Origin of the sequence: Micromonospora sp. NPDC049282, from assembly GCF_043197045.1 — a bacterium.
Lineage (GTDB): Bacteria > Actinomycetota > Actinomycetes > Mycobacteriales > Micromonosporaceae > Micromonospora.
This window is the reverse complement of sequence record NZ_JBICSL010000041.1, coordinates 1-3,335: the sequence shown is the minus strand read 5'-3', so window position 1 is coordinate 3,335 and position 3,335 is coordinate 1. Positions and strand designations below refer to the sequence as shown.

The window sequence follows — 3,335 nt, the reverse complement described above, 5'->3', positions numbered from 1 at the left end:
AACGCATGGTCAACCGCCACGTCCTCACCGAAGACGAACCCGGAGTATTCACCCTCACCCAGAAACGGACCTAACACTCCGAACCGCCCTCTCAGGGCTCCGCTCCGAACCCCGACCCTCAGGCGGAGGTGGCGCGACCCATCTCGGCGAGGATTGCGGTGCCCTGACCGAGCTCGATCAGGTAGCCGTCCGGGTCGCGCAGGTAGCACCGGATCTCGACGCCATGATCCTTGGGCTCGGTCAGGAACTCCCCGCCCCGTGACCGCCACTGCTCGTAGACGGCTCGGACGTCGGTGACCCGGATGTTCATGGCGCTGCTGAGCGTCCGCGAGTCCGGCGGCGCCTGCGCCTGCACACCCGGCTTGTCGTCGGTCGGTCCACCTTCGTCGTTGATCACGATGTAGCTGTTGTGGAACCGTAGGATCGCCGGCTGGCGTTCCCGCACCACTGTCGCTCCCAGCACCCGCCGGTAGAACTCCCGTGAGCGGTCCACATCCCGCACGATCAGCAGGTGCGTCAGCACCAGCCCAGCCTCGGGCTGGAAGTAGTCGGGTGCCTCGCTCGCCATCACGCCTCCCCGGGCCTGTTCGGCTGGGCGTACCCGCGTACGGCGCCCGCACACCCATCGGCTCGACGACGCCCCGCCACAACGAGTCACCGTGTCGGGTGTCGGGTGCCCGCGACAAGGTTCTCTGCTACGTCGGGCGGGAAGTGGCCCGGTGGCCCCGCCGAACGCTGGCCCGGCGTCCGCGTTGTGACCTGAGCCAGCGTTCGAAGCCCGTGAAGGGTTGCCACCGAGGCACGGCCGGCCGTCGGCGAGTAACCACCGGTTGACTACGCCACGAAGCGGGACCGGCGTCGGCGTCCGATCACGAAGCCCACGCCGCCGAGGAGCAGAAGCACGCCGCCGATGCCGGCCACGGTCGCGGTGTCGGAACCGGTCACGGGCAGCCCGCCGCCCTCGCCACCGTCACCGGGAGCGCCCGGGCTGACGGCGGGGCCAGAGGGCGGCACGACGGTCGTCGTGGCGCTGGGCGTGGCGCTCGGCGTGGCGGTGGGCTCCGCCGTCGGGGTCGCGGTGGGCTGCGACTTGCAGTCGAGCTCACGTGCCTCGTACAGGCCGGTGTTCAGGTAGGCCCGGAGGACGTCGATGGTCCCGTCGTCGAGCGTCTTCTGCGCCGCGTCCCGCACATTGGGTCCGGCGTTGGTCAGGGTCCGGCCAACCTCGATACGCAGAGCCACGTACCAGGCATCCTGCACGCCCTTCTTGAGGAACGCGCGCAGATCTTCCGCCGTGCCGTCCAGCCGCTTCTGGATGGCATCAGGCAGAACGGGCAACTGCTCGCGGTTCGCCTCGGCCAGGATCTGGTTGGCCAACACACGGATCTCCGTGTTGGTGGCGGTGTCCAGGTCGATGGTGATGAGTTCGCGGATGTCCTTGTAGACCTTGCGCTCGACCGTCTGGCAGGCCGGGTCCAAGCCGGGCGCTTGGGCCTGAGCCATCGCCGGCGCTGCCGGAATCAGAAAGGCGAGCGCCACCAGGACGCCGGCCGCCAACTTCAATCGCATGTGGATGATCCTCCCCGTTGCGGGCAAAACGAAGATGCTACCGGCGGTGAGCGGATTGCGCTGTCCCGCGGGATCGACTTTGCTCAGTGTCAACCTAGGAAGCGTCGGACTCGCGGGAACTGCGAAGGGCGCCGACGGCCACCAGGCCCGTGCCGGCGAGCGCGACTGCCGCCTCGACGGCTTGCGACACCTTCGGGAAGCTGTCTGTCGACGTGCTCACCGTCATCCCCAACTGCAGGAAGGTGGCCTCGGCAGGGTTGGCCACGATCCACCAGCCCGCCCACGCCCCGACGAGATCCGAGCAGGCGCGGGCCATCGCGAGCGACAGCAGGACCAGTCCTGCCGGGAGCAGCCACCGCCGGTCGGCTCGCCACCCGGACAACGCGAGAGCACCCATGGCCAGGAGAGCTGCCAGGAGCGCCGGCCACACCGTGCCGAGCAGGTCCGGCAAGGGATGACCGCCGAAGTCCGGCATCACGCCCAGCCCGAACCAGGCGAGGAGCAGCAGCGTGAGGACGATCGTTACCGCACCCCGTCGCCGGCCGCGGGACGGCAGCGCCGCCACACCGACCGCGAGACAGAGCACGCCGAGCGCCGCACCGATCGCGGCGAGTCTCTCCCGGTCGATCTGCTCCCGCCACTGCGCCGCCAGGGCCGCCGTCGCCAACCCCGGGCCGGAGTTCGGCCAGCCGGCTTCGTCGGCCTGCTCCTGGTACCAGAAGAGCCTCGCCGTCGTCACCACGGCCAACAGCCCGACGCCGGCGGCGACGGCCCACCTGACCCGGCGCGCCCCCCGCCTCGCCAGGACGTGGCCGAGCAGCGCGAGCAGCATGACCAGGCCGAACTGCAGCGACGCGGCCCGCATGGCGAGCAGCGCCGCCGCCACCGAGAGCAGACCGGCCGCGACGGACGCGACGAGCAGGCCGTACGGGAGGCGCATGGGCAAGATCGTGTCACATGCGCCTCAGGTCGGGGCCACGTGTCGAGGGGCGATGCCGCATGCTGTCCGCCATGGCGATCTTCGACCCCAAGGCGGACCTGTTCGATTATCTGCGCGGGGCTCGCGAGGCGATGGTGTGGAAGCTCGACGGGCTGAGCGAGTACGACGTCCGCCGGCCGCTGACGCCCACCGGGACGAACCTGCTGGGCCTGGTCAAGCACCTGGCTCGGGGCGAGTTCGGCTACTTCGGCGAAACCTTCGGTCGCCCGAGCGAGGCCGTTCCTCGTTGGCCCGAGGGGGAGGAGGCGTGGGAGGCGTGGGCGCTGCCGACGGAGTCGCGGGAGTCCATCGTCGAGTTGTACCGGCAGTCCTGGGCACACGCGGACGCGACGATCGAGGCGTTGCCGCTGGAGACGGTCGGGCGGGTGCCGTGGTGGGGCGACGGCGGCGAGGTGACGCTGCATCACGTCCTGGTCCACGTGACCGCCGAGACGCAGCGCCACGCCGGTCACGCGGACATCGTCCGAGAGTTGATCGACGGCGCGGTCGGTCTGCTGCGTACGACGACGAACGTGCCGACGACGGACGCGGCGCACTGGGCCGCGCATCGGGACATGGTGGAGCGGAACGCGCGGGAGGCCGCCGGCCGATGAGGAATGCCTGACGAGGCGGGCCGGGCTGGTGCCGCCCGCCGCTAACCTTGGGTGACCACGGTGAAGAAGAATATTTTGGGGTCTTGTGACGTGTTTGTGGGTGGTTGGGCGCGTCGGTGATGGCGCACGCCGTTGTCCTGCCTAGGTTCTGGCTTGTCGAAGGTCAGAACGAG

General features: G+C 70.0%; 4 protein-coding genes. 1 reads left to right on the top strand and 3 read right to left on the bottom strand.

Annotated elements, in window-relative coordinates; translation table 11 throughout:
• Positions 1–118: 118 nt before the first annotated feature.
• From ACGFI2_RS30585 to ACGFI2_RS30575, 3 genes are all read right to left on the bottom strand, one after another.
• A complete protein-coding gene (locus ACGFI2_RS30585; RefSeq protein ID WP_393523660.1) occupies positions 119–568 on the bottom strand; it encodes a VOC family protein in 450 nt (149 codons plus the stop codon).
• A gap of 266 nt (positions 569–834) precedes the next feature.
• Positions 835–1,569: an LPXTG cell wall anchor domain-containing protein gene (locus tag ACGFI2_RS30580; protein ID WP_393523661.1), complete on the bottom strand. Its 735-nt coding sequence runs from the start codon at positions 1,567–1,569 to the stop codon at positions 835–837.
• A gap of 94 nt (positions 1,570–1,663) precedes the next feature.
• Positions 1,664–2,509 (bottom strand): aminopeptidase, encoded by an 846-nt coding sequence (locus tag ACGFI2_RS30575; protein WP_393523658.1) that lies wholly within the window; start codon positions 2,507–2,509, stop codon positions 1,664–1,666.
• 71 nt (positions 2,510–2,580) lie between these two features.
• On the opposite strand from ACGFI2_RS30575, the gene ACGFI2_RS30570 reads away from it, so the two are divergent.
• The gene (locus ACGFI2_RS30570) at positions 2,581–3,162 is read left to right on the top strand and encodes a DinB family protein (protein WP_393523657.1); all 582 of its coding nucleotides are present in this window, start codon (positions 2,581–2,583) and stop codon (positions 3,160–3,162) included.
• The last annotated feature ends 173 nt before the right edge of the window (positions 3,163–3,335 follow it).

Bases quoted from the DNA above. Each gene is read 5' to 3' on its own strand.
- ACGFI2_RS30570 (WP_393523657.1), top strand. From the start codon at position 2,581: ATGGCGATCTTCGACCCCAAGGCGGACCTGTTCGATTATCTGCGCGGG.
- ACGFI2_RS30575 (WP_393523658.1), bottom strand. From the start codon at position 2,509: ATGCGCCTCCCGTACGGCCTGCTCGTCGCGTCCGTCGCGGCCGGTCTG.
- ACGFI2_RS30585 (WP_393523660.1), bottom strand. From the start codon at position 568: ATGGCGAGCGAGGCACCCGACTACTTCCAGCCCGAGGCTGGGCTGGTG.
- ACGFI2_RS30580 (WP_393523661.1), bottom strand. From the start codon at position 1,569: ATGCGATTGAAGTTGGCGGCCGGCGTCCTGGTGGCGCTCGCCTTTCTG.